Annotated in this window: 20 protein-coding genes and 2 tRNA genes; 12 read left to right on the forward strand and 10 right to left on the reverse strand. The window is 71.7% G+C overall.

The window, feature by feature from the left end; all coding sequences use genetic code 11:
- Positions 1-9: 9 nt before the first annotated feature.
- Entirely contained in the window at positions 10-690 is a 681-nt protein-coding gene (locus BSL84_RS22155) for an AIM24 family protein (protein ID WP_030029890.1), read from the forward strand.
- 17 nt (positions 691-707) lie between these two features.
- Positions 708-1,463, forward strand: a complete 756-nt coding sequence (locus BSL84_RS22160) for an AIM24 family protein (RefSeq protein ID WP_030029892.1) — start codon at positions 708-710, stop codon at positions 1,461-1,463.
- A gap of 100 nt (positions 1,464-1,563) precedes the next feature.
- On the opposite strand, the gene BSL84_RS22165 is transcribed toward BSL84_RS22160, so the two are convergent.
- Positions 1,564-2,100 (reverse strand): NUDIX hydrolase, encoded by a 537-nt coding sequence (locus BSL84_RS22165; RefSeq protein WP_030029894.1) that lies wholly within the window; start codon positions 2,098-2,100, stop codon positions 1,564-1,566.
- The gene (locus tag BSL84_RS22170; protein ID WP_030029896.1) at positions 2,097-3,521 is read right to left on the reverse strand and encodes a zinc-dependent metalloprotease; all 1,425 of its coding nucleotides are present in this window, start codon (positions 3,519-3,521) and stop codon (positions 2,097-2,099) included. The genes BSL84_RS22165 and BSL84_RS22170 overlap by 4 nt, the downstream gene beginning before the upstream one ends.
- A 194-nt stretch (positions 3,522-3,715) precedes the next feature.
- Between BSL84_RS22170 and BSL84_RS22175 the strand changes: the two genes are divergently transcribed.
- The 4 genes from BSL84_RS22175 to BSL84_RS22190 all read left to right on the forward strand — a co-directional run bounded on the left by BSL84_RS22175 (position 3,716) and on the right by BSL84_RS22190 (position 7,161).
- Complete coding sequence (locus tag BSL84_RS22175) at positions 3,716-4,894, forward strand: SDR family oxidoreductase (RefSeq protein ID WP_075970983.1); 1,179 nt, start codon at positions 3,716-3,718, stop codon at positions 4,892-4,894.
- Between the two features lie 113 nt (positions 4,895-5,007).
- Positions 5,008-5,469, forward strand: coding sequence for a molybdenum cofactor biosynthesis protein MoaE (locus BSL84_RS22180; protein ID WP_030037206.1), 462 nt, complete (start codon positions 5,008-5,010; stop codon positions 5,467-5,469).
- Between the two features lie 288 nt (positions 5,470-5,757).
- Positions 5,758-5,973, forward strand: coding sequence for a hypothetical protein (locus tag BSL84_RS22185; RefSeq protein WP_030037204.1), 216 nt, complete (start codon positions 5,758-5,760; stop codon positions 5,971-5,973).
- A 96-nt stretch (positions 5,974-6,069) separates the two neighbouring features.
- Entirely contained in the window at positions 6,070-7,161 is a 1,092-nt protein-coding gene (locus BSL84_RS22190) for a PDZ domain-containing protein (RefSeq protein ID WP_030037202.1), read from the forward strand.
- A gap of 21 nt (positions 7,162-7,182) precedes the next feature.
- Here BSL84_RS22190 and BSL84_RS22195 read toward each other — a convergent pair whose 3' ends face one another.
- The gene (locus BSL84_RS22195; protein ID WP_045323353.1) at positions 7,183-7,770 is read right to left on the reverse strand and encodes a PPA1309 family protein; all 588 of its coding nucleotides are present in this window, start codon (positions 7,768-7,770) and stop codon (positions 7,183-7,185) included.
- A 140-nt stretch (positions 7,771-7,910) separates the two neighbouring features.
- Between BSL84_RS22195 and BSL84_RS22200 the strand changes: the two genes are divergently transcribed.
- The 4 genes from BSL84_RS22200 to BSL84_RS22215 all read left to right on the forward strand — a co-directional run bounded on the left by BSL84_RS22200 (position 7,911) and on the right by BSL84_RS22215 (position 13,133).
- The gene (locus tag BSL84_RS22200; protein WP_045323352.1) at positions 7,911-10,787 is read left to right on the forward strand and encodes a UPF0182 family protein; all 2,877 of its coding nucleotides are present in this window, start codon (positions 7,911-7,913) and stop codon (positions 10,785-10,787) included.
- A gap of 52 nt (positions 10,788-10,839) precedes the next feature.
- Positions 10,840-10,913: transfer RNA gene (locus BSL84_RS22205), tRNA-Met, on the forward strand.
- Between the two features lie 192 nt (positions 10,914-11,105).
- Positions 11,106-12,962 carry a tetratricopeptide repeat protein gene (locus BSL84_RS22210; RefSeq protein WP_107069691.1) on the forward strand — a complete coding sequence of 619 codons (1,857 nt, stop codon included), beginning with the start codon at positions 11,106-11,108 and terminating at the stop codon, positions 12,960-12,962.
- 97 nt (positions 12,963-13,059) lie between these two features.
- Positions 13,060-13,133: transfer RNA gene (locus BSL84_RS22215), tRNA-Met, on the forward strand.
- 156 nt (positions 13,134-13,289) lie between these two features.
- On the opposite strand, the gene BSL84_RS22220 is transcribed toward BSL84_RS22215, so the two are convergent.
- Positions 13,290-13,706 (reverse strand): Fur family transcriptional regulator, encoded by a 417-nt coding sequence (locus BSL84_RS22220; protein WP_030030883.1) that lies wholly within the window; start codon positions 13,704-13,706, stop codon positions 13,290-13,292.
- A 139-nt stretch (positions 13,707-13,845) separates the two neighbouring features.
- Between BSL84_RS22220 and BSL84_RS22225 the strand changes: the two genes are divergently transcribed.
- Positions 13,846-15,315, forward strand: coding sequence for a catalase (locus BSL84_RS22225; protein ID WP_030030882.1), 1,470 nt, complete (start codon positions 13,846-13,848; stop codon positions 15,313-15,315).
- 69 nt (positions 15,316-15,384) lie between these two features.
- Here BSL84_RS22225 and BSL84_RS22230 read toward each other — a convergent pair whose 3' ends face one another.
- Together BSL84_RS22230 and hisN are read right to left on the reverse strand one after the other, a co-directional pair.
- A complete protein-coding gene (locus BSL84_RS22230; RefSeq protein ID WP_030030881.1) occupies positions 15,385-15,777 on the reverse strand; it encodes a cyclic nucleotide-binding/CBS domain-containing protein in 393 nt (130 codons plus the stop codon).
- 201 nt (positions 15,778-15,978) lie between these two features.
- Positions 15,979-16,782: a histidinol-phosphatase gene (hisN, locus tag BSL84_RS22235; protein WP_075970984.1), complete on the reverse strand. Its 804-nt coding sequence runs from the start codon at positions 16,780-16,782 to the stop codon at positions 15,979-15,981.
- A gap of 141 nt (positions 16,783-16,923) precedes the next feature.
- Between hisN and BSL84_RS22240 the strand changes: the two genes are divergently transcribed.
- Entirely contained in the window at positions 16,924-17,487 is a 564-nt protein-coding gene (locus BSL84_RS22240) for a TetR/AcrR family transcriptional regulator (RefSeq protein ID WP_075970985.1), read from the forward strand.
- Here the strand turns inward: BSL84_RS22240 and BSL84_RS22245 are convergent.
- The 4 genes from BSL84_RS22245 to BSL84_RS22260 form a co-directional block, all read right to left on the reverse strand.
- Positions 17,432-17,755 (reverse strand): DMT family transporter, encoded by a 324-nt coding sequence (locus tag BSL84_RS22245; protein WP_030030536.1) that lies wholly within the window; start codon positions 17,753-17,755, stop codon positions 17,432-17,434. The genes BSL84_RS22240 and BSL84_RS22245 overlap by 56 nt on opposite strands.
- Before the next feature lie 100 nt (positions 17,756-17,855).
- Entirely contained in the window at positions 17,856-18,866 is a 1,011-nt protein-coding gene (gene rsgA, locus BSL84_RS22250; protein ID WP_030030537.1) for a ribosome small subunit-dependent GTPase A, read from the reverse strand.
- An 8-nt stretch (positions 18,867-18,874) separates the two neighbouring features.
- Complete coding sequence (gene aroA / locus BSL84_RS22255) at positions 18,875-20,233, reverse strand: 3-phosphoshikimate 1-carboxyvinyltransferase (RefSeq protein WP_030030538.1); 1,359 nt, start codon at positions 20,231-20,233, stop codon at positions 18,875-18,877.
- A 64-nt stretch (positions 20,234-20,297) separates the two neighbouring features.
- Entirely contained in the window at positions 20,298-21,011 is a 714-nt protein-coding gene (locus tag BSL84_RS22260) for a M50 family metallopeptidase (RefSeq protein WP_030030539.1), read from the reverse strand.
- Positions 21,012-21,013: the final 2 nt, after the last annotated feature.

The following is a 21,013-nucleotide window of genomic DNA, read 5'->3' on the forward strand; positions in this document are numbered from 1 at the left end:
ATGAACGCAATGAACCAGCAGCTCGCGGGCTTCGCCCCGACCCCCGTCACGGCCCGCATGGAGAACCACGGGCGGTCCATGCTCAAGGTCGCCATGCAGAGCGGCCAGGACCTCTTCGCCCGCACCGGCTCGATGGTCGCCTACGAGGGCTTCGTGCAGTACGAGCCCAACCCGCCGGCCGTCCGCCAGATGGCCTCGCAGTGGGCCACGGGCGAGGGCGCACCCCTGATGAAGTGCACCGGCGACGGCCTCCTGTACCTCGCCGACTACGGCGCCGATGTCGTCGTCATCAACCTCAACAACGACTCGCTGTCGGTCAACGGCACCAACCTCCTCGCCTTCGACGCGCACCTCCAGTGGGGCGTCGAGCGGGTCAAGGGCCTGGCGAAGTTCGCCGGCCAGGGCCTGTTCAACGTCCAGGTCGCGGGCACCGGCTGGGTCGCCCTGACCTCGCGCGGCACCCCGATCGTGGTCGACTGCGGCCGCGGCGAGGACGAGACGTACGTCGACCCCGACGCGCTCGTCGCCTGGTCGCCGAACCTGAAGGTCAAGGGCAAGCGCAGCTTCAAGGCCTCGTCGATGCTCGGCCGGGGCAGCGGGGAGGCCTACCAGATGGCCTTCTCCGGCCAGGGCATCGTCGTCGTACAGCCCAGCGAGGACAGCACCGACCGGCTCCGGGTCCGGGGCTGAGGGGGAGCGGACACATCATGCAGAGCGCACTTTTCGCCTACGCCGAGGCGCAGTCCCAGGACCGGTACACCGTCCAGAACCCGCAGCTGCTGCGGGTCTCGCTGACGGGCTCCGACGACGTACTCGCCCGCAAGGGCGCGATGGTCGCCTACCAGGGGATCATCGACTTCGACGGCGAGTACCAGACCACGAGCCAGCGCAACGCCCGCCGCCGCACCGGCGAGGGCCTGGACCTCATGCGCTGCTCCGGGCAGGGCACGGTCTACTTCGCCAACCTGGCCCAGTACGTCCACGTGGTGGACGTGGACCAGGAGGGCCTCACCGTCGACAGCAGCTACGTCCTGGCCCTGGACTCCACCCTGCACACCGAGGTCATCGCGGTGGACAGCCAGTACGGGATCTCCGGCTCCGGCAAGTACCAGCTCAACATCTCCGGCCGCGGCAAGGTCGCCCTGATGACCTCCGGGCAGCCGCTGATGATGCACGTCACGCCCGACAAGTACGTCAACGTCGACGCGGACGCCATCGTCGCCTGGTCCACCTCGCTGCGAGTGCAGATGCAGGCCCAGACGCACTCCACCGGCGTCTGGCGGCGGCGCGGCAACACCGGCGAGGGCTGGGAGCTGAGCTTCCTCGGCACCGGTATCGCGCTGGTGCAGCCCAGCGAGGCACTGCCGCCGCAGAACGCCCAGATCGGACAGGGCGTCGCCGCGCAGTTCGGCGTGGGACAGCACGGCGCCCACGCCCAGAACCAGAACAACGCCTGGAACTGATCCGGCACGGCGAAGGGGCGGCCCCGCGAGGGACCGCCCCTTCGTCATGCACTTCCGTCACGCCCCCGCGCTGCCCCTCGCCGACGCAGCCAGAGGCGCCTCAGCCCGCAGCGGCGAGCCGCGCCAGGGTCGCCTCCAGCAGCAGGACCACCGAGGTGTCGGCCACCGAGGACACCTCCTCGTACGGGAACCAGCGCAGGTCCAGGGACTCGTCGCTGATCGCCGCCACGGCCCCGGCCGGGGCCAGCGCGGCGTACTGCACGTCCAGGTGCCAGTTGCAGGGTGCCGGAATGGGATGCCGGTCCAGGCGCACCGGGCCGCCGGGCAGCAGGGTCAGCCCCTCCTCGATCCCCGACTCCTCGCGGCCCTCGCGCAGGGCCACCTCCGCCAGCGTCGCGTCACCGTCCTCGCAGTGCCCGCCCATCTGCAGCCACATGCCCAGCTTCCGGTGCAGGGTCAGCAGGACCCGCTCCCGCACCGGGTCGATCACCAGCGCGCTCGCCGTCAGGTGGCCCGCCTCGCACGGCTTGTAGACCCCGTCCGGGTGGGAGGCCAGGTGCTCCAGGTACAGATCGCGCAGCTCGGCCTGGTCCTCGTAGCCCTTCAGGACCAGGGCCGCGTCGTCGTGCAGGCTCACTTCGTCCCGTCGCCTTCGTCGTCGCCCTGCTGCTCCCGCTTCTGGGCGGCTTCGCCGAGCATCTTGTCGATCTCGGAGAAGTCCAGCTGCTCGCGGTGCACGAAGCCGTCCGGGTCGTCCAGGTCGGAAGCCGTCGGCAGCATGTCCGGGTGCTCCCACAGCCCGTCGCGCCCGTCCACACCGCGCGCGTCGGTGAGCGAGGCCCACAGCCGCGAGGCGTCCCGCAGCCTGCGCGGACGCAGCTCCAGGCCGATCAGCGTCGCGAAGGTCTGCTCCGCCGGGCCGCCCGAGGCGCGCCGCCGGCGCATGGTCTCGCGCATGGCGTCCGCCGAGGTCAGCCGCGGCTTGGCGGCCTCGTGCACCACCGCGTCGACCCAGCCCTCGACCAGCGCGAGCGCCGTCTCCAGACGGGCCAGGGCCGCCTTCTGCTCGGGGGTGTCCTCCGGCTGGAACATGCCGCCCTGAAGGGCCTCCTGGAGCTGCTCCGGGTTGGACGGGTCCAGCTGCCCGACCACGTCCTCCAGCTTCGAGGTGTCCACCTTGATGCCGCGGGCATAACCCTCGACGGCCCCGAACAGGTGCGAGCGCAGCCACGGGACGTGCGCGAACAGCCGGGCGTGGGCGGCCTCGCGCAGCGCCAGGTACAGCCGAACCTCGTCCGAGGGAACGCCCAGGTCCTTGCCGAAGCCCGCGATGTTCAGCGGGAGCAGCGCGGCCTTGCCCGCCGGACCCAGCGGCAGGCCGATGTCGGTCGAGCCGACGACCTCGCCGGCGAGCGTGCCCACGGCCTGGCCGATCTGCTGGCCGAACATGGCACCGCCCATGGAGCGCATCATGCCGAGCAGCGGGCCCGCCATGGCCTGCATCTCCTCGGGCAGGACACCGCCCATGGCCGCGCCGACGCGCTCGGCGACCGGGTCCACGAGCTCCTTCCACACCGGGAGGGTGGCCTCCACCCACTCGGCGCGGCTCCACGCCACCGCCGTGGTGGCACCCGAGGGCAGCGAGGTCACGCCGTCCAGCCAGTGGTCGGCCAGGCGCACGGCCTCCTCGACGGCCGACTTCTCGGCGATGCCGACGCTGGTGTCCTTCACACCGTCCGCCGTGCCCTGCGCGACGGTCTGGCGGGCGATGTTCTTGGCCATGTCCCAGTTCACGGGACCGCCCTCGTAGCTGAGCATCTGGCCGAGCTGCTGGAAGGCGGCACCGAGGTCGTTGGGGTTCATCGAACCGAACATCGCGGCGAACGGATTGTCCGCACCGCCGGGGCCGCCCGCGCCCGGCAGCCCCATGCCCGGGAACCCGAAGGGATTCGCGGGGCCGCCCTGACCGCCCGCGCCCTGGTCGCCCTTCTTCCTGCCTTCGTCGCCGTTGTCCGGCTCCTCGGGCGGAAGGCCGAATCCGAATGGGGTGTCGCTCACGGGTTTCCTCGGCTCTTAGGGCCGCCGGCGGGCGCCGGCGGGCAACGGTCGGACATCACCACCCAGCCTAGACACCGCAGCCCGCATCCGGGCTCGGTGCTCCGCCCGCTCCTGGGCTGCGGCAGGATGGACATCACCTGGTGGGGTACGCGTCACGGCGCGTCCCTACTGAAGACAACCGCTGGAGACGCCCGGTGAGTTCCCCAGATCCGCACGTTTCGGATAAGCGCAGCCGCGCGACGCAGGACGCAGACCGCCCCGAGCACGGTGACGGCGCCCCCGGCGTTCGCCAGCCGCGAAACCCCGAAGGCCCCCGCCGGCCCAGCCCCGTGATCGCCGTGACCGGCGCCGCCACGGGCGTCGGCGCCGCCCTCGTGAGCCGGCTCGCCGCCTCCGACGAGGTCAGGCAGGTCGTCGCCATCGACGAGCGGCGTGGGGACTGCGCCGCCGCACAGTGGCACGTCCTCGACGTACGCGACCCCGCGATCGCCGAGAAGCTGCGCGGGGCGGACGTCGTGGTCCACCTCGCCCTCGACCTCGACCTGGAGACGGACCCGGCGGCCCGCACCGCCTACAACGTGCGCGGGACCCAGACCGTCCTCACGGCGGCCGCCGCGGCCGGCGTGCACCGGGTCGTGCTCTGTACCTCCGCGATGGTCTACGGGGCCCTGGCCGACAACGACATCCCGCTGTCGGAGGACTCCGAGCTGCGGGCCACCGCCGAGGCGACCGGCGTCGGCGACCTCCTGGAGATCGAACGGCTCGGCCGCAGGGCCCCCCGCGCCCACCCGGGCCTGAACGTCACCGTGGTGCGCCCCGCGGTCCTGGTCGGCGGCACCGACACCGCCCTGACCCGGTACTTCGAGTCCCCGCGCCTGCTCGTGGTCGCCGGCTCCCGCCCCACCTGGCAGTTCTGCCACGTGGAGGACCTGGTCAGCGCCCTGGAGTACGCGGCGCTGGAGAAGGCGGAGGGCGAGCTGGCCGTCGGCTGCGAGGGGTGGCTGGAGCAGGAGGAGGTCGAGGAGCTGAGCGGCATCCGCCGCATGGAGCTGCCCTCGGCCGTGGCGCTCGGCGCCGCGGCCCGCCTGCACCGCATCGGCCTGACCCCGTCCCCGGCCGGCGACCTCGCGTACACGATGCACCCCTGGGTGGTGAGCGTCAGCGGGCTGCACGCGGCGGGCTGGCGGCCGCGCTGGACCAACGAGGAGGTCCTGGCCGAGCTCCTGCAGGAGGTCGCGGGCCGCCACACGGTCGCGGGCCGCCGGCTCGGGCGCAGGGACGCCGCCACGGCCGCCGGCGCGGCGGGCGCGACCGTCGCCCTGCTGGGCGCGGCCGCCGCGGTACGCCTCGCCCGGAAGCGGCGCGGCCTCTGAGCCCGGCCGTGTGCCGGGGCGGTCCGATCCTGTAGGAGGCTCCCAAGGCGGGGGCCGCGGGCCGGGCGAATCAGCTATTTCGCCGTGTCGGCGGCTAGGGCACGATGGACGGTATGGCACCGCACTTCGACCACCCCGGCGAGCAGGCCGCCCAGGACCCCGTCCGGCTGCTCGAAATCCGTGACACCCCGCTCTCGATCGACGAGGTCTTCAAGGCCGTCGGCGACGACGCCACGGGCGGCACGACGCTGTTCGTCGGCACGGTGCGCAACCACGACGGCGGGGCGGACGTCGACTCGCTCGGCTACTCCTGCCACCCCACGGCCGAGGCCGAGATGCGCAGGATCGCCGAACGCGTCGTGGCCAAGTACCCGGTCCGCGCCCTGGCCGCCGTGCACCGCGTGGGCGACCTCGCCGTCGGCGACCTGGCCGTGGTCGTGGCCGTCTCCTGCCCGCACCGCGGGGAGGCCTTCGAGGCGTGCCGGATGCTGATCGACGACCTCAAGCACGAGGTCCCCATCTGGAAGCACCAGACGTTCTCCGACGGCTCCGAGGAGTGGGTCGGCGCCTGCTGAGCCCGCGGCCACGACCGGCCGGCGGACGGAGTCCGACGCAGTCCCGCGCGGCCTGTGAGGCGCCCCGGCGCCGAGCAGTGCAAGGGGGACCATGGGGGAGGTGACGTTCTCCGACGGCTCCGAGGAGTGGGTCGGCGCCTGCTGACCCCGGCTGCGGGGCGGCGGCGGCCGACGGGTAGCCTCACACCCGTTCGGCCGCGCAACACGCCCTCGATTTGCGTAACCCCCCCACGGGCACGAGCGTTGAAGCCACCAACGAAACGCACTTCGGGGTAGGGAGGCGCGCCCATGGCATCTCTGGCGTGGTTGCTGATTCCGCTGTTCGCCGCGATCGGAGCGGCGATATGGGGCAGCTGGGCGGCTCGCGACCGCACGCAGGGCGACATATCCGAGCTCGCGGGCTACGCACGGTTCCGCGAGGCCATGGGCAACGGCCAGGGTCTCGGCCCTGCCGACCGGACGGGCGCGAAGGCCGAGGCGGCCTCCGCCTCCGACGCCGTCTGAGATTCCGCTGAGTTTCCGCTGAGAGTTTCGCGTACGAACCCCGTACGGACCGGCCCCGAGGGCCGCGCGCCGGGGCAGTCCCGTACTGTCGGAACCATGCCACGCCGCACCGCGACGATGCTCGCCTCCACCCTGGTGCTGTTCGCGCTGCTCTGCGCAGGGGTGTTCATCAAGGTCCCGTACTCCGAGATGAGCCCCGGCCCGACCGTGAACACGCTCGGTGACTCGCACGGCGAGCCCGTTCTGAACATCTCGGGACGCAAGACGTACCCGACCAGCGGCCACCTCAACATGACGACGGTCCGCGTCACGGGCGCCGACTACGAGATGAACCTGGTGGAGGCCGTCTACGGATGGCTGGCCGGCGACAACATCGTCGTCCCCCACGAGAACCTCTACCCCAACGGCAAGACCGACGCGGAGTCCACCCAGGAGAACGCCGAGGAGTTCAGCCAGTCGCAGCAGAGCGCCAAGGTCGCGGCCCTCAAGCAGATCGGCATCCCGGTCACCGCCCGCGTGATCGTCTCCACGGTCGTCAAGGGAAGCCCCTCCGAGGGCAAGCTGCACGCCGGTGACGTGGTCAAGGCCGTCGACGGCGCTCCCGTGACCGCCCCCGAGGACGTGGCCAAGCTCGTCACCAAGCACAAGCCCGGCGAACCGGTCGAGTTCACCGTCGTGCCCGCGGCCGACGCCGCCGCGGCGGCGAAGGCCGGCCGGGAGCCCGCCGGCACCTCCAAGGTCACGATCACCGCGGGCAAGGCGGAGGGCGACGGCCGTGCCATCGTCGGCATCCGGGCCGGCAGCGACCACACCTTCCCGTTCGCGATCGACATCAAGCTCGCCGACGTCGGCGGCCCGAGCGCGGGGCTGATGTTCGCCCTCGGCATCGTCGACAAGCTCACACCGGAGGACCTGACCGGCGGGAAGTTCGTCGCGGGCACCGGAACCATCGACGACGCCGGCAAGGTCGGCCCGATCGGCGGCATCCAGATGAAGACCATAGGCGCCCGCAAGGCCGGCGCCGAGTACTTCCTGACGCCCGCCGACAACTGCGCCTCCGCCGCCTCCAACGTGCCCGACGGGCTGACGCTGGTGAAGGTCTCCACCATCGACGACGCCATGGAGTCGCTGCAGAAGATCAGCAAGGGGGACACGGCCGGGCTGCCGCAGTGCAGCGCCAAGCCCTGACCGGTCCGCCCGGGACAGCCCTCAGGCGAAGGTCGCGGCCAGCGCCTCGGCCAGGCCGGGCACCAGGCCCCCGCCGGTCAGGACCTCCGTCGAGGAGTCCTTCTCGCGCAGCCGTACGGCCGACTCGCGCGAACCGTCGCGCAGCACCGCCACGGTGATGCGGACCTCCTGCCGCTCCGGGTGTCCGGCGACCCACTTCGCCAGCTGCTTGTCGCTCAGACCCTCCGGTACGGAGGCCTCCGCGGACGGCGGCAGCATCAGGCGCTCCACGGTCAGGGCGCACCCCGCGACGGCGTCGGGCCAGGCGATGGTGCCGAGGAACTTGTCGAGCGGGGTCCCCGCCGGGACGGTGTCCTGCTCGATGGGGGTGAAGGAGCTCTTGCCGGCGTCGTCCTGGTCGAGGCCGAGCTGCGAGGCGAGGCGTGGCTCCTGCTTCTTGAGCCGGGCGGTGTCGACCAGCGCGAACAGCCGCGCGGGCTTGTCCCAGCCGAGGCCTGCCGCGTACTCGTCGATCTCAAGGCAGGCGCGGGTCAGCGGGCTGGCCGCCATGGGGCCCGCCGACGGAGTCGGCTTGTCGGGCGGCGTGGGGGAAGGCGAAACGTTGGACATGGACAACATCCTGCCTCCTTTCCCCCGCATACCGGGAACTGACCGGAGCCTCAGTAAGTTGCATGAATGGGCTCTACGATCGGGGGTCCGTTCAATACCAGTACTCAGCGACTTTCGAGGTGCGCACCTTGGCTTTCCAGATGCCGGACCGCGGCGGAGGCCCTTCCGGGCCACGGATGAGAGTCGGACGCCCCTCCCGGCGTGCACGCACTCTCCTTATGACTTTGGGCGTGCTGGCCGTCCTGGGCATGCTCTTCATCATGTTCGCCGGCTTCTGGACGGACTGGCTCTGGTTCCGCTCCGTGAAGTACTCCACGGTCTTCACCACCACACTGTGGACCAAGATCGGTCTCTTCGCCGTCTTCGGCCTGCTGATGACGGGCGCCGTCGGGCTGAACATCTGGCTGGCGCACCGGCTGCGGCCGCCGCTCAGCGCGATGTCGATGGAGCAGCAGAGCCTCGACCGCTACCGGATGAGCATCGCCCCGTACAAGAAGTGGCTGCTGCTGGGCATCTCGGTGCTCGTCGGCCTGATCGCCGGAGCCTCGGCGGCGGGCCAGTGGAAGACCTGGCTCATGTACGTGAACGGGGTGCCCTTCGGCACGAAGGACCCCCAGTTCCACATGGACGTGTCCTTCTACACCTTCGACCTGCCCTGGTACCGCTTCCTGCTCGGCTTCGGCTTCGCCGCCGTCGTCCTGTCGGTGATCGCCGCGACCGTCGTGCACTACCTGTACGGCGGACTGCGCGTGACCAGCCCGGGCGCCCGGGCCACCGCCGCCGCGACCGGGCACCTCTCGGTGCTGCTCGGCCTCTTCGTGACGCTCAAGGCGGTCGCGTACTGGCTCGACCGGTACGGGCTGGCCGTCAAGTCCAGCGACTTCAAGGCCGCCGACAACTGGACGGGCCTGCGGTACGTCGACGCCAACGCCTACCTGCCGGCGAAGACGATCCTCGTGGCCATCGCCGCGATCTGCGCCGTGCTGTTCTTCGCGACGCTGTGGCGCCGCACCTGGCAGCTGCCGGTGATCGGCTTCGGCCTGATGGTGCTCTCCGCGATCCTGATCGGCGGGCTCTACCCGGCGATCGTGCAGAAGTTCCAGGTCCAGCCGAACGAGCAGGCCAAGGAATCCCCGTACGTCCAGAAGAACATCAAGGCCACGCGTGACGCCTACGGGATCGCCGGCTCCGAGGTCACGGACTACCCGGGGGCCCCGCAGACGGAGGACCGGAGCAAGCTGCGGCCGCAGGCCGACACCACGGCCAGCATCCGCATCCTCGACCCCAACATCGTCTCGCCGGCCTTCCAGCAGCTCCAGCAGGTCAAGGGCTACTACGCCTTCCCGTCCACGCTCGCCGTGGACCGGTACAGCGGCCAGGACACGGTGATCGGGCTGCGCGAGCTGAACATCGGCGGCATCCCGAAGAACAACTGGATCAACGACCACTTCAAGTACACGCACGGCTACGGCGTGGTCGCGGCCAAGGGCACCACGGTCAAGGACGGCGCCCCCGACTTCACCCAGTCCGACCTCCCCTCCAAGGGGATGTTCGGCACGGACTTCGAGCAGCGCATCTACTACGGCGAGCAGACGAAGCAGTACTCGATCGTCGGCGGCCCGCAGAAGGAGCTCGACTACTCCGACGACAAGGGCGAGAAGGAGACCAGCTACCAGGGCAACTCCGGCGTCAACCTCGCCAACCCGGTCAACCGGGCCGCCTACGCGCTGACCTTCAGCGAGCCGCAGATCCTCTACTCGGGCGCCATCGGCGACGGCTCGCGGATCCTCTACAACCGCACGCCCAAGCAGCGCGTCGAGGCCGTCGCGCCGTGGCTGACGATCGACGGGGCTCCGTACCCGGCCGTGGTCGACGGGCGGATCAAGTGGATCGTCGACGCCTACACGACCACCAACGGCTACCCGTACGCCTCGCGCACCACGCTGGGCCAGAGCACCGCGGACTCGCTGACCAACAGCCAGCGCGCGGTGGTCGCCCAGGAGAACCAGGTCAACTACATCCGCAACTCGGTGAAGGCCACCGTCGACGCCTACGACGGCTCGGTCGACCTGTACCAGTGGGACACCCAGGACCCGGTCCTGAAGACCTGGATGAAGGCGTTCCCGGGCACGGTGAAGCCCAAGAGCGAGATCGCCAAGCCGCTCATGGACCACCTCCGCTACCCGCAGGACCTCTTCAAGGTCCAGCGCGAGCTGCTGACCCGGTACCACGTCACCGACCCGCAGACCTTCCTCAGCGGCAGCGAGGCCTGGGCCGTCCCCGACGACCCGACGACCAAGGCCGGTACGGCCGTTCCGCCGTACTACCTGTCGATGAAGATGCCGGGCCAGAAGGAGAAGGACCAGGTCTTCTCCCTCACCACGACGTTCACGCCGAACGAGCGGCCCAACCTCAGCGCCTTCATGTCGGTCAACGCCGATCCGGGCACCGCGGACTACGGCAAGATCAGAATCCTGAAGATGCCGACCAGCAAGCCGCCGGACGGCCCGGGCCAGGTGCAGAGCAAGTTCCAGTCCGAACCGAAGATCGCCGAGTCCATCCGCCTGCTCCGCGGCGGCGACTCGGAGATCGAGTACGGCAACCTGCTCGCCGTGCCGCTCGACGGCGGGATGCTCTACGTCGAGCCGGTGTACGTCCGCAGCTCCGGGCTGAAGTACCCGCTGCTGCGCAAGGTGCTGGTGACCTACGGCAACCAGACCGCCTTCGAGGACACCCTGGAGAAGGCGCTGAACGTGGTCTTCGGAGCCGAGGCCCCGACCACGCCGGTGCCGCCGGCGCAGCCGCCGGGCGAAGGCACCGTCACGCCGCCGACCAACCAGGATCCGACGGTCAAGGCGGCCCTCGCCGACGCGCAGAAGGCCGTCGAGGACGCCGAGAAGGCCCGGCAGTCCGGCGACTGGGCGGCCTACGGCAAGGCACAGGACGAGATCAAGGCCGCGCTGAAGCGGGCGATCGAGGCCGAGGCGAAGGCCACGCCCCCTCCGTCGGGCGGCTGATGATCAATCCGTGAGGGCTCCGTCCCGCGTCGTGATACTGTGGTTTCACCGACGCGGGGTGGAGCAGCTCGGTAGCTCGCTGGGCTCATAACCCAGAGGTCGCAGGTTCAAATCCTGTCCCCGCTACTGAAGACGAAGGCCCGGATCCATGGGATCCGGGCCTTCGTCATGTCCGAACCGGACACGCGGTAGCTGGGGAGGGTGAGTTGGGGTAGGAGCGTGTTTGACTTACCTCACTGTGGGCATGTCGACAAAACGCTGTAGTGACCTCACTGACTGCGACATACCAGGTGTACGCGGGTAGCAGGTGATGCGACGATGGGATTTATGGGGGACAGGTCAACTCTGCTGGAGACAGGGCGGTTTGTGAGGGCGCAGGCCGAAGCGGGCACAGGAGCCAACGAGTCGGCACCGGTTGCCGACACGCAGACCGCACTGACCGATGCGGATTTCGCGCAGGAGATGTTCGCCGAGACCGACGCGGCGAGCGACGCCGAACTGGAGGCCCGGCACCGGGTGGCCGCCGACAAGGGCGACCCCGGTGCCATGAGCGTGCTCGGCGCGCTCCTGCTGCGCCGCGGGGACCTGGACGGCGCCGAGCCGTACCTGCGAGGGGCCACCGCCGAGGGTGACCGCGCCGCCGCCAACAACCTGGGCGTCCTGCTGCTCCAGCGCGGCTACCCCGAGGAGGCCGCGGGCTGGTGGCGGGTCGCCGCCGTGGCCGGGTCCGCCCCCGCCGCGCACGCCCTGGGCCGCCACTTCCGCGAGCGCGGAGACGAGCCGGCCGCCGAGTACTGGCTGCGCCAGGCGGCGGAGTCCGGCCATGCACTGGGCGCCTTCGGACTGGCCGACCTGCTGGAACACCGCGGGGACAAGGGAGTGGAGCGGTGGTTCCGGGCCGCCGCCGAACAGGGCCACCGCGAGGCCGCCTACCGGCTGGCACGGCACCTGCGCAAGGGCGACCCCGCCGAGGCCGAGCAGTGGTACCGGCAGGCCGCCGCGCGCGGGCACCGGCGCGCCGCCCTGCACCTGGGCGCGCTGCTGGAGGCGCGCGGGGAGCTGAAGGAGGCGGGGCGCTGGTACCTGACCTCCGCCAAGCAGGGCGAGGCGCGGGCCGCGTGCGCGCTCGGCTTCCTGCTGCGCGACGCCGGCGACGAGGACAGCGCGGCCGCGTGGTGGCACAGAGCGGCGCAGGACGGCGACGGCAACGCCGCGAACGCCCTGGGCGCGCTGCACGCCGCGCGGGGCGAGACCCAGACCGCCGAGCGCTGGTACCGGACCGCCATGGACGCCGGCGATCAAAACGGGGCGTACAACCTTGCTCTGCTGTGTGCGGCACAGGACCGGACCGCGCAGGCCGAGCAGTGGTACCGGCGCGCCGCCTACGCCGGACACCGCGAGGCGGCCAACGCGCTGGCCATCATGCTGCTCCAGGTCGGGGACGCTGCGGGCGCCGAGCCGTGGTTCTCGAAGGCCGCCGAGGCGGGCAGCGTGGACGCCGCGTTCAACCTCGGGATCCTCTTCGCCAGCCGCGACGAGGACCGTACGGCGCTGAAGTGGTACGAGCGGGCCGCCTCGGCCGGACACACCGACGCGGCGCTCCAGGTCGGGATCGCCCTGGTCCGGGACGGGGAGGAGCGGGCCGCCGAGCGACACCTGCGCTGTGCGGCGGGCGGGGGCAGTGCGGAGGCGGCGTTCCGCCTGGCCGCGCTGCTGGAGTCCCTGGCTCCGCCGCCGGAGCCGCCGGCGCTGGGCGAGCCGGTGGGCAGCGCCCCCCGTACCGAGAGCGAGGAGTGGTACGAGCGGGCTGCCGAGCTGGGGCACCGCCGGGCCCAGGTGCGCGTCGGGATGCTGGCCGCCGCCCGCGGTGACATGGAGGCGGCCGCCCGCTGGTACCGGGAGGCGGCGGAGGCCGGCTCCCGCAACGGCGCGTTCAACCTGGGGCTGCTGCTGGCCCGCGAGGGCAGCGAGCCGGAGGCCGCCCTGTGGTGGACCCGCGCCGCGGTGGCCGGCCACGGCCGCGCCGCCCTGCGCCTGGGCCTGCTGGCGGCCCGCCACGGCGACCTCGCGGAGGGCCAGAAGTGGTGCGCCCGCGCCATGGAGCTGGGCCCGGCGGAGGTCTCGGAGCGTGCCGCCCGGCTGCGCGAGGCGCTGGCTGAGGAACTTTCGGCGTGACCGTGGCCCGGGGGCTGTGGCCCCGGGCCACGGCCACGGGCCGCGCTCAGGCGATTTGCATCTGCCGGGGGCGTTCACGTAACGTTGGGTTCACCGACGCGGGGTGGAGCAGCTCGGTAGCTCGCTGGGCTCATAACCCAGAGGTCGCAGGTTCAAATCCTGTCCCCGCTACTGAAGGCTCAGGGCCCGGATCCAGTGGATCCGGGCCCTGAGTCGTTTCCGGGGTCGTTTCCACCGGCGAAGCGTCCCGATACGCGCAGCGGCCCGGACCCCGAAGGGTCCGGGCCGCTCCCGTTGTCCGGGCCTCAGGCGCAGGCGAGCAGGTGCTCAGGCGCCCGCGCAGGTCGGGCAGACGCCGCGGTAGGTCACCTCGACCGCCGAGACGGAGAAGCCGAAGCGCTCCGAGTCCGGCAGGTCGGCCAGCGGGTTGCCCGCCGGGTGCACGTCCCGGATGGCGCCGCACCGGGCGCAGACCAGGTGCTGGTGGGGCCGGTGGGCGTTGGGGTCGTACCGCTTGGCGCGCCGGTCCGTGGCGACTTCCAGGACCTCGCCGAGGGAGACGAGCTCGCCCAGGGTGTTGTAGACGGTCGCGCGCGAGATCTCGGGCAGCTTGGCCACGGCGCGTGCGTGCACCTCGTCGGCTGTCAGGTGCACGTGGTCACCGTCGAGCACCTCGGCCACGACGCGCCGCTGGGCCGTCATGCGCCAGCCGCGTCCGCGAAGTCGTTCCAGCAGGTCACTCATGGACACCAGCCTAACAGTGAGGGGATTCGGTGTAACTCCCGAACAGGTGTGGACTTGGATGCTTGCTTGACTTGGACTAAGTCCATTGTAGGATCGAGTACGGCGAAGGCCGAGGCAGGACACAGCACAGGACGCAGCGATGACGCAGGAGGCGCACGTGACGCAGGGACCGCTCACCACGGAGGCCGGAGCGCCGGTGGCCGACAACCAGAACAGCGAGACGGCCGGTATCGGCGGTCCCGTTCTGGTCCAGGACCAGCTCCTGCTGGAGAAGCTCGCGCACTTCAACCGCGAGCGCATCCCGGAGCGCGTGGTCCACGCCCGCGGCGCCGGTGCGTACGGCACCTTCACCCTGACCCGCGACGTCTCGCAGTGGACGCGCGCCAAGTTCCTCTCCGAGGTCGGCAAGCAGACCGAGACCTTCCTGCGCTTCTCGACCGTCGCGGGCAGCCTCGGCAGCGCAGACGCGGTGCGCGACCCCCGCGGCTGGGCGCTGAAGTTCTACACCGAGGAGGGCAACTACGACCTCGTCGGCAACAACACCCCGGTGTTCTTCATCAGGGACGCCGTCAAGTTCCCCGACTTCATCCACACCCAGAAGCGCGACCCGTACACCGGCTCGCAGGAGGCGGACAACGTCTGGGACTTCTGGGGCCTGTCGCCCGAGTCCACCCACCAGGTGACCTGGCTGTTCGGCGACCGTGGCATCCCGGCCTCCTACCGCCACATGAACGGCTACGGCTCGCACACGTTCCAGTGGAACAACGAGGCCGGCGAGGTCTTCTGGGTCAAGTACCACTTCAAGACCGACCAGGGCATCAGGAACCTCACCCAGGCCGAGGCCAACCGGCTCGCCGGCGAGGACCCCGACAGCCACCAGCGCGACCTGCGCGAGGCCATCGAGCGCGGCGACTTCCCCACCTGGACCGTGCAGGTCCAGATCATGCCGGCGGCCGAGGCGGCGACCTACCGCTTCAACCCGTTCGACCTCACCAAGGTGTGGCCGCACGCGGACTACCCGCCGATCGAGATCGGCAAGCTGGAGCTCAACCGCAACCCCGAGAACGTCTTCGCCGAGGTCGAGCAGAGCATCTTCTCCCCGGCCCACTTCGTCCCCGGCATAGGCCCCTCCCCGGACAAGATGCTCCAGGGCCGCCTCTTCGGCTACGGCGACGCCCACCGCTACCGCGTCGGCATCAACGCCGACCACCTGCCGGTCAACCGTCCGCACGCCACCGAGGCGCGCACCAACTCCCGTGACGGCCACCTGTACGACGGCCGCCACAAGGGCGCGAAGAACTACGAGCCGAACAGCTTCGGCGGCCCGCACGAGACCGGCCGCCCGCTGTGGCAGCCGATCCCCGTCACCGGGGGCACGGGCAACCACGCCGCCGCGGTGCACAGCGAGGACAACGACTTCGTCCAGGCCGGCAACCTCTACCGCCTCTACTCCGAGGACGAGAAGGCCCGCCTGATCGAGAACCTGTCCGGCTTCATCGCCAAGGTCTCCCGCGACGACATCGTCGAGCGCGCGATCGACAACTTCCGCCAGGCGGACGGCGACTTCGGCAAGCGGCTCGACGCCGCGGTCCAGGCCCTCCGCGGCTGACGGACACCGCCTGCCGGAGCGGGGCGCCGGGCCGCAGTCCTCTCGGGAGGACCGCGGCCCGGCGCCGTCTCACGCGGGCACGCTGCGCCGCGCGGGAACCCAGCAGCGGATGACGTCGCGCACGGACACGATGCCCACCGGCCCGCCGTGCTCCAGCACGATCAGGTGCCGGAAGCCGCCGTGCGCCATGGCCTCGGCGGCTTCCTGCAGCGTGGCGTCGGGCGTGCAGAAGACGACGTTGTTGGTGGTGTGCGCGCCCACCGACTCCCGGTCGGGATCGTGGCCGGCGCCGACCGAGTTGAGTATGTCGCGCTCGGTCAGGATGCCGATTCCGCTGTGGTCGGGGTCGAGGACGACGGCCGCGCCGACGCGCCGGCCGGACATCAGGCAGGCCGCCTGCCGGAGGGTGTGTGCGGGTCCGAGGGTGAGGATCACGGTGCTCATTGCGTCACGGACGAGCATGAAGAGAGCCACCTCCTGGGGTGATTCCGCCCGCTTGGGTGGGTGCGCAGCGCGAAGCCGCCTCCAGTGAAACGCTTCACAAGGGCACAAGCGGGGGGATTCTCAGATTCCCACGGACCGGGAGGGCCAGCAAGGAGGCGTACGAAAGGAGCGTGCCCGGCGCCCCCGGCAACGCCCCGCGCGCCCCGGGCATCCGGTGCGTCAGGCGCGCGGGCGGAGCAGGTCCAGCATCTCCTCGTGGAGCAGGCCGTTGGACGCCGCCGCGTTCCCGCCGTGCACGCCGTCGACCCCGTCCAGGCTGGTGAAGCGGCCGCCCGCCTCCTGGACGACCACCGCGATGGCCGCCATGTCCCACAGGTTCAGCTCCGGCTCCGCGCACAGGTCCACAGAGCCCTCCGCCACCATCATGTACGGCCAGAAGTCGCCGTAGCCGCGGGTGCGCCAGCACGCCCGCGTCAGGTCCAGGAAGCCCGGCAGCCGCCCCTGCTCCTCCCAGCCGCTCAGCGAGGAGTACGCGAACGAGGCGTCGCCCAGCCCCGATACGCGGGACACGCCGATCGTGGTGGTCTCGCCGAGCGCGCCGCCCGAGTACGCGCCGCCGCCCTGCGAAGCCCACCAGCGGCGGCCCAGCGCCGGCGCGGACACCACGCCGACCACGGGCCGGAACACGCCGTCCTCGCCCTCGGCCATCAGCGAGATCAGGGTCGCCCAGACGGGGACCCCGCGCACGTAGTTCTTCGTACCGTCGATCGGGTCCACGACCCAGCGGCGCGGCCCGCTGCCCTTGAGCCCGTACTCCTCGCCCAGGATCGCGTCGTCGGGCCGGGCCGCCGTGATGCCCGCCCGGACGACCTCCTCCGCGGCCTGGTCCGCCTCGCTCACCGGGGTCATGTCCGGCTTCGTCTCGACCTTCAGGTCGAGGGCGCGGAACCGCTCCATCGTGGTGGCGTCCGCCGCGTCGGCGAGTTCGAGGGCGAGGCGCAGGTCATCGTCATACTCGGGCATGCCCGAACAGTATCGGGGCCCCCGGACCCCGGCCAACGGCGTCCACAGTGCGGCCGGACCCGCCCCTTGACGGCGGACGCGCCCTTGACAGCGCCTGTCGCCCCGTCAACTCTGGCCGGAGAGCCGAGCGGGGAGGCGCGGATGCCGGCAGCCCGGGATTCCTTGCTGGACGCGGCGGCAGCGGCGCTGGCGGCGCGCCCCTGGCCCGACGTGCGGATGGTCGACGTGGCCGCCGCGGCCGGTGTGTCCCGGCAGACCCTCTACAACGAGTTCGGCGGCAAGGCGGGTCTGGGCCGCGCCCTCGTGCGGAGCGCGGCCGACCGGTACCTGGAGGGGGTGGACCGGGCCCTGTCCGCCCCGGCCCGCGCCCCCGAGCGGCTCGCCGCGGTCGCGGAGTGGACCGTACGGGCGGCCCGCGCGTACCCCCTCGTACGGGCCCTGCTCACCGGCAGCTGGGAACCGGGCCTGCCCGCCGCGGGCCGGCGCGAACCGGGCCCCGGCGAACTCGCCCGGGCCGTGCGCGACCGGGCGGCCGCCGCGCTCACCCCGGGGGAGGGTCCGCAGCGGTGCGAGCTGGCGGTACGGCTCGCCCTCTCCTACGTGATCGCCCCGGGGGAGGAGCCGGGGCCGGGGGAGCTGATCGGGCTGCTCAGTGCGCCGACCCCGACAGCTGGAGCCCGACGACCCCCAGGATCACCAGCGTGATCGAGACGATTTTGAGCGTGGAGACCAGGTCGCCGAGGAAGACCATGCCGTAGATCGCCGTACCGGCCGCGCCGATGCCCGTCCAGACCGCGTACGCCGGACCCACGTCCAGCTTCTTCAGGGCCAGCGTCAGCAGACCGAAGCTGCCGAGCGCGAAGCACGCGAAGGCGATGGTCGGCCACAGCCGGGTGAATCCGTGGGAGAGCTTGAGGCAGACCGCGAAACCGGTCTCCAGGATTCCCGCGACCACGACCAGCAGCCACGCCATGGCGATGCCTCCCCGCGTCATGTGACATCACGTCACTTGGTGCGATTATGCACTTGTCCAGACAGGTCCTCCGACAAACACGGCAAACCCGCCGGGGCGGTCAGTCGCCCTCGCGGCGCTCCCGGGTCTGCAGCAGCCGTCGCAGCGAGTACAGCCGCGCCGGATCCGCGTGGCCCTCCTCCACCCACCTGTCGAGTGCGCAGTCCTGCTCGTCGTGGCTGCACGCGCGCGGGCAGTCCTCCGTGCCGGGCACCAGGTCCGGGAAGGCCAGGATCACCCGGGACGGGTCCACGTGGTGCAGGCCGAAGGAGCGCACACCGGGAGTGTCGATGACCCAGCCGTCGCCCGAGGGCAGCGGCAGCGCCAGCGCGGAGGTGGTCGTGTGCCGGCCGCGGCCGGTGACCGCGTTCACGTGCCCCGTGGCGCGCTGGCGGCCCTCGGCGACCAGCGAGTTCACCAGGGTGGTCTTGCCGACGCCGGAGTGGCCCACGAAGGCGGTGATCCGGCCGGTCAGGCGCTCGCGCACCCGGTCGGCCGCGCCGCCGGCGGCCAGCTCCTCGCGGTTGGTCACCACGTAGTCCAGGCCGAAGGTGGAGTAGATCTCCAGGATCTTGTCCGCCGAGGTGAGATCCGACTTGGTGAGCACCAGCAGCGGCTCCAGCCCGGCGTCGTACGCCGCCACCAGGCAGCGGTCGATCATCCGGGGCCGCGGCTCCGGATCGGCCAGGGCCGTGACGATCGCCAGCTGGTCGGCGTTGGCGACGACCACCCGTTCGTACGGGTCGTCGTCGTCCGCGGTGCGCCGCAGGACGGACTTGCGCTCCTCGATCCGCACGATCCGCGCCAGGGTGTCCTTCCTGCCGGAGAGGTCACCGACGATCCAGACCCGGTCGCCCACGACCGCGGCCTTGCGGCCCAGCTCCCGGGACTTCATCGCGGTGATCGTGCGGCCGTCGACCAGGCAGGTCAGCCGGCCGCGGTCGACGGTCAGGACGAAGCCCTCGGAAGCGTCCTCGTGCTTGGGCCGGATGTTCGTCCGCGGCCGGTTGCCCTTGGGGTTCGGGCGCTGGCGGATGTCGTCCTCGTCGGTGTGCTTGCCGTACCTGCGCATGACGGGCCCTACGCTCCCGCACCCGCTTCGGGTCCCGCGTCCCCGGCCAGCATGTCCGTCCACATCTTCGGGAAGTCCGGCAGGGTCTTCGCGGTCGTGGCCACGTTCTCGATCTGAACGCCCTCCACCGCCAGGCCGATCACCGCGCCCGCGGTGGCCATCCGGTGGTCCTCGTACGTGTGGAACACCCCGCCGTGCATCCGGCGCGGCCGGATGCGCAGGCCGTCCTCGGTCTCGGTGACGTCACCGCCGAGCGCGTTGATCTCCTTGGTCAGCGCGGCCAGCCGGTCCGTCTCGTGCAGCCGCAGGTGGGCGACACCGCGCAGCACGGACTCCGAGTCGGCCAGGGCCGCCACCGCCGCGATGCCCGGCGTGAGCTCGCCGACCTCGCTCAGGTCCACGTCGATGCCGTGGATCTTGCCGGTGCCGGTGAAGACCAGGCCCGCGTCCGTCAGCTCGCAGGACCCGCCCATCTCCGTGAAGATCCGGCGCAGCGCGTCTCCGGGCTGCGTGGTGCGGCGCGGCCAGTCCGGGACGGTGACCGTGCCGCCGGTGATCAGGGCCGCGGCCAGGAACGGCTGCGCGTTGGACAGGTCGGGCTCCACGATCATGTCGCGGCCCAGCAGGGCGCCGGGGGCGACCCGCCACACGTTCTTCTCGCCGCCGGCCTCGGGGGTGTCCACCTGGGCGCCCGCCGCACGCAGCATCTCCACCGTCATCCGGATGTGCGGCATCGACGGCAGCTTGCCGCCCACGTGCCGGACCTCGACACCCTGGTTGAAGCGCGGGGCGGAGAGCAGCAGCGCGGAGACGAACTGCGAGGAGTTGCCGGCGTCGATCTCGACCGTGCCGCCCTCCAGCGCCCCGCCGCCCTGGACGGTCATGGGCAGCGCGCCGCGGCCGTCGTCGTCGATGCGGGCGCCGAGCGTGCGCAGGGCGGTGATGACCTGGCCGAGCGGGCGCTCGTAGGAGCGCGGGTCGCCGTCGAAGCGGATGTCGCCGTCGGCGAGGGTGGCGACGGGCGGCAGGAAGCGCATGACCGTACCCGCGTTGCCGACGTCCACCGTCGTCGGGCCGTGCAGGGCCGCCGGGATGACCCGCCAGGCCTCACCGCTCGCGGCGGCGCCGGCGGAGCTGGAGGAGACGGTCTCCTCGATGCCCACGCCCATCGCGCGCAGCGCGTCCGACATCAGCTGGGAGTCGCGCGAGCGCAGCGGGCGCCGCACCCAGCCGGGCTCGGAGGCGAGCGCGGCGAGTACCAGGGCGCGGTTGGTGACCGATTTGGACCCCGGCACCGTGACGGTGGCGTGGACGGTCCCATCGGCGAGCGGAGCGGGCCAGAGGGCAGTGGCGGGGGTCTCGGTCATGGCCACCACTTTAGTGGCTTCCTCCGGACCCGGATCTTGATCGCTGTCCGGTCTCAGAGGGTGGTCACAGGCCGAGCAGCCAGCGGCCGCCGCCGACCAGCGAGCAGAGCGCGACCACGTGGAAGAAGAGCAGCCACACCACGGGGTGCAAGTGGGTGAGGCGCCCCAGCTGGTCGGCGTCGGAATCGGGCGCCCCGCCGTTCCTGCGCTTGGCGCCCAGCTCGAACACCGGCCGGACGCCGCCGAGCAGCAGGAACCACACGACGAGGTAGGCGAAGCCCGCCTGGACCTCCGCCGAGGTCAGCCACGACACCAGCAGGAAGGTTCCGCCGGTCAGGATCACCGTCAGCGCCCCGTACGCGTTCCGGATCATCACGAGCATCACCACCAGCAGGGCCGTGGCCGCCCACAGCAGCAGCGTGATCCGGTGCGCCGACAGCAGGGCCGCCCCGCCGAGCCCGAGCAGCGAGGGCGCCGTGTACCCGCCGGCCGCGGTCAGGATCATCCCCAGGCCCGTCGGCCTGCCCCGGCTGACGGTGACCCCGCTGGTGTCCGAGTGCAGCCGTATCCCGCTCAGCCGCCGCCCGGTGAGCAGCGCCAGCAGGCCGTGCCCGCCCTCGTGCGCGATGGTGATGGCGTTGCGCGAGAGCCGCCACAGCGGGCGGGGTCCCACGGCGGCCAGCGCCACCAGACCGGTCGCGATCACCAGCCACCGGTCCGGTGCGGTCTGTATGCCCGTGAGCCGGTCCCACAGGCCGGCCGTCGTGCTGCTGTCCATGA

This window comes from Streptomyces sp. TN58, from assembly GCF_001941845.1.
GTDB lineage: Bacteria > Actinomycetota > Actinomycetes > Streptomycetales > Streptomycetaceae > Streptomyces.